The sequence below is a fragment of the Deferrisoma sp. genome, assembly GCF_054681715.1.
The window spans coordinates 1-3951 of sequence record NZ_BAAHFQ010000220.1 but is presented as its reverse complement, the minus strand read 5'-3'; the positions used below and the strand labels follow the sequence as shown (position 1 = coordinate 3951).

At 67.8% G+C, this 3951-nt stretch carries 5 protein-coding genes; 2 read left to right on the top strand and 3 right to left on the bottom strand.

From position 1 onward, the window contains the following. The 3 genes from ACY0I8_RS16835 to crcB all read right to left on the bottom strand — a co-directional run. Positions 1-608, bottom strand: a 608-nt coding sequence (locus ACY0I8_RS16835; RefSeq protein ID WP_461395671.1) for a substrate-binding domain-containing protein, incomplete at its 3' end; no start/stop codon positions are given. Further along, positions 598-933, bottom strand: coding sequence for a DUF190 domain-containing protein (locus ACY0I8_RS16830; protein WP_459942018.1), 336 nt, complete (start codon positions 931-933; stop codon positions 598-600). The genes ACY0I8_RS16835 and ACY0I8_RS16830, both read right to left, overlap by 11 nt. Before the next feature lie 11 nt (positions 934-944). Next, positions 945-1307 carry a fluoride efflux transporter FluC gene (gene crcB / locus ACY0I8_RS16825; protein WP_459942017.1) on the bottom strand — a complete coding sequence of 121 codons (363 nt, stop codon included), beginning with the start codon at positions 1305-1307 and terminating at the stop codon, positions 945-947. Between the two features lie 349 nt (positions 1308-1656). Between crcB and secB the strand changes: the two genes are divergently transcribed. Both secB and ACY0I8_RS16815 read left to right on the top strand, forming a co-directional pair. Then, positions 1657-2103 carry a protein-export chaperone SecB gene (secB, locus tag ACY0I8_RS16820; protein ID WP_459942016.1) on the top strand — a complete coding sequence of 149 codons (447 nt, stop codon included), beginning with the start codon at positions 1657-1659 and terminating at the stop codon, positions 2101-2103. Positions 2104-2269: 166 nt separating this feature from the next. Next, positions 2270-3523, top strand: coding sequence for an ATP-binding protein (locus ACY0I8_RS16815; protein WP_459942015.1), 1254 nt, complete (start codon positions 2270-2272; stop codon positions 3521-3523). The last annotated feature ends 428 nt before the right edge of the window (positions 3524-3951 follow it).

The following is a 3951-nucleotide window of genomic DNA, read 5'->3' as shown; positions in this document are numbered from 1 at the left end:
TCCGGGGGGTAGGGGATCGTCTCGATTTTGTCGGGGTTCCAGTCGTCGAACACGTCCCACCCGAGCACGGCGTCCACGAGTCCCAGGGCGAGCATCTGGGCCGTCTTGGCGCAGGACTCGGCGTAGTTGGCCACGTTTCGCCGCACGGCCTCGGCAAGCCCCTTGCGCTCCAGGATCTCCACGCCGTAGAGCCCCACGCACACGGTGTCGGGCCGGGCCATGCCGACCCGGATCCCGGGCCGGGCCAGGTCCTCGAGCGACCGGATGCCCTTGGGGTTGCCCCGGGCCACGTTGATGGCCGGCAGGAGGTACACCACCCGCACCTCGGTGGCCGGGTCCACGAGGCCCTTGCGCTTGGCCTTCTCCATGAAATCGGAGGACCCGGGGAAGTACACGTCCCCCCGCCGGGCGAGTTCCATCTGGGCCAGCACGGCCCCCGATCCCCCGAAGTGGAGGAGCACCCGGGTCCCCGTGCGGGCCTCGAACGCCCGGGCCGCCTCCTCGGTGGCCGGCTTCGAGGCCGACCCGGCGAACACCTCGATCTCCCCGGCCCGGGCCGGGGCCGCGGCGAGGAGCAGGAGAACGAGGGCGAGAAGCCTACTTGCCATGGCGGTAGCGAAGCACCCGGGCCTTCTCCAGGGTGACCATGCCCTCCTCCACCACCTCGTCGAGCCAGGGCAGGAGCTTCTGGAGGTTCGCCTCGGTGTCCACGATCTCCACCACGATCGGCAGGTCCTCGCTCAGCCGGAGCACCTTGGTGGTGTGGAGCCGGCTGTGGGCCCCGAACCCCATGACCCCCCGGAGCACGGTGGCCCCGGCCAGGCCCAGTTCCCGGGCCTTCAACACGATGGCCTCGTAGAGGGGCCGGCCGTCGTGGCGGTCGGCCTCGCCGATGAAGATGCGAAGGAGCATGCCGTCTTCGGGAAGCGTCATACCGGTCCTCCTCAGGCCAGGGTCAGGCCGAGCCACACCAGGGCGAAGCCGAGCAGGTTCGACCCCAGCACGTAGCCGGCGGCCAGGGCGACCTCGCCGTCCCGCAGGAGGTGCAGGGTCTCCAGGCCGAACGAACTGAAGGTGGTGAACGACCCCAGGAGCCCCACGAAGAAAAAGGTTCGGAACGCCGGGGCCCAGAGGCTCCGTTCGGCCAGGCCCCAGGCCCAGCCGATCACGAAGCAGCCGATCAGGTTCACGGCCAGGGTGCCCCAGGGGAACACCCCCGAGGCCGCCCGGGACACCCAGCCGGCTACCAGGTACCGGCCCGAGGCCCCGAGGACCGCCCCCAGGGCGACGTAGACGAGGTTCGGCATGGCGGGGTTCGCCTCCTTTCCCCATGCAACCCGGCGGAAACGGGGACTGTGGGATTTCGAGCCGGGCGGCCGAAACCCGTTGCGATCCCGCCGCCATCGCCCATCCCACCTTGTGGGAGCGGCTTCCAAGCCGCGACTCCCTTGCCCGCGAGCCTTCGGCCCGGATCGCCAAGCCGGAGCCGGGCCTGGACGTAGCCTCCCCGCCTCCTGGCGTCCCGGCCCGAAGTCCTCCGTGCCCTCCGTGCCCTCCGTGGTGAAAAAAGGGCGTCCCTCCCCCCGGCACGGCGCCGGGCCATTCTGCTACAATCCGCCGGTCCCGAAAACCCCGTGAACCCTGGAGGCGACACCCATGGCCGACTCCCCCACCCCGCCCGTGCTCCGGCTCGTGCGGATGTACGTGAAGGACCTCTCGTTCGAAAACCCCGAGGCGCCCCGGATCTTCCTGGAGAAAACCTCGCCCCAGGCCGAGCTGAACCTGCAGCTTCGCAACCGCAAGATCGACGCCGACCACTGGGAGGTGGTGATCGAGCTGCACGCGACGGTGAAGTCGGGGGACAAGGTGGTGTTCATCGTGGAGGTGGAGCACGCGGGGCTCTTCCTGGTGAAGAACGTGCCCGAGGAGCACCTGAAGACCGTGCTTGCGGTGGACTGCCCGACCCAGCTCTTCCCCTTCACCCGCCAGATCGTGAGCCAGACGGTGGTGGACGGCGGGTTCCCGCCGTTTCTCCTCGACCCCGTGAACTTCCTGGCGCTCTACCGCAGCACCCAAAAGCCCGCCGAGGGGCCGGAGCACTGAGCCGGTTCTGCTGGAGGGCGAGCCGTCGCAGGGGCCTGCGACGTTCCGTGGGGAGAGACGTTCGGGGAGGGGAGGGGCGCACGTCTGTCAAAGTGGCGCACATAGCGGGATACATGGGCAGGGAAAAACCTGGAAAATTGATGATGCCATCATTAGAATGGCAGGCATGTATCTCCCCAGAACCCTCACGGCCCGATTGGAACGGCTTGTGGACACATTTCCCGTGGTGGTCGTGTCCGGCGCCCGCCAGGTGGGGAAGAGCACGTTCCTGCGCCACACGCTGGGCGGTCGGTTCGCCATGGTGGTGTTCGATCCGGTGGCCGACGTCCAAGGCGCGCGGGAAGATCCGGACCTTTTCCTCAACAGCCGGCCCCCGCCGGTGATCCTGGACGAGATCCAGTATGTTCCCCAGCTCGTTAGCGCGATCAAGCGGAGAATCGATGCGGACCGGACGCCCGGTCAGTACGTCCTGACTGGATCGCATCAGTGGGGGATTCTGCGCTCCCTCAGCGAGAGCCTTGCGGGGCGGGCTGTCTTTCTGGACTTGGAAGGGTTTTCATTGGCCGAGGCGGCGGGGCGGGGGCTCGATCCGCCCTGGCTCGGGGCGTGGCTCGCTGATCCCGAGGGCTGCCGTCGGGGGCGGTGGGAGAGACTGCCGGCCCCGTTCCCGGTGTTCGAGCAGGTATGGCGAGGGAGTTTACCGGAGGCCCGATTCCTGCCGGCCGATGTGCTCCCCGATTTCTTTAGGGCTTATCAGCGAACCTACCTGGAGCGGGACGTGCGCCTGATGGCCGACGTGTCCGACTGGTACACGTTCGGCCGTTTCGTCCGGTTGGTCGCGGCGCTCACGGGCCAAGAGGTGAATCACAGCCAACTCGGCCGGGAGCTGGGGGTAACCCCCCAAACGGCTCAGAGGTGGCTCGGCATTCTTCGGGCGACGTTCCAATGGCACGAGGTTCCCGCGTTCACGGGGAACCTGATCAAGCGGGTCAGCCGGAGGCCCAAGGGGTACATGGCGGATCCCGGGCTGGCCTGCGCGTTGCAGGCCATTGCGGCGCCCGAGGTGCTGGGCGGCCACCCTCTCTGGGGTGCCCTGTTCGAAACCGCCGTGGTGGGTGACCTTCGCAGACAGTGTGCGGCCCTGCCCGCACGTCCGAACCTCTACCACTGGAGATCCCACGGTGGGGCTGAGGTGGACCTGATCGTCGAATGGGGCGGGCGCTTCTACCCCATCGAGATCAAGGCGAAGAGCCACCCCACGGCCCGGGACGCGAGCGGGTTGCGGGCCTTTCGCGCCGCCCATCCGGGGTTGCCTGTCGCGCCCGGTCTCATCATCGCCCCGGCAGACACCGCGTATCCGGTCACCGAACAGGACCTGGTCGTCCCCTGGGACGTGGCGTGTCCCCGTCCGGCGACGTAAGGGGCGGCCCTGGGATGAGCGTTTCCCGGGGGGCGATCACGTAGGCAAGTTACCAATACCTTCAAAAGGATTGCCGGGGGCGGTCGGTGGGGCGCGGGCAAAAAAAGGAGGGGCCCGAGGGCCCCCGAGGGAGGAGTTGCCATCCGCGCTTTGTTTTCAACTGGTGTTTTCCTTTTAGCAGGTCCCGCGGCCGGGCGCAACCCCAAAACGACGTTTTTTGAGGTGGAGGGTAAAATTTTTTTGTCCCCCTGGCTTTCTGCATGTGCCTGCGGAAGGGGGAAGCGGCGGGATAAACCCTGTTTTTGGGGCGCGGATGTTCCGAGTGTTGCGTAGGTCATACGGCGTTCGATCTCTTGTGGCGTGCTGCCGGGCGGGAGACGAGGAGCCGTGCCGGGAGGGGCGAGGGCTTGCGGAAGGGGTAGGACCGC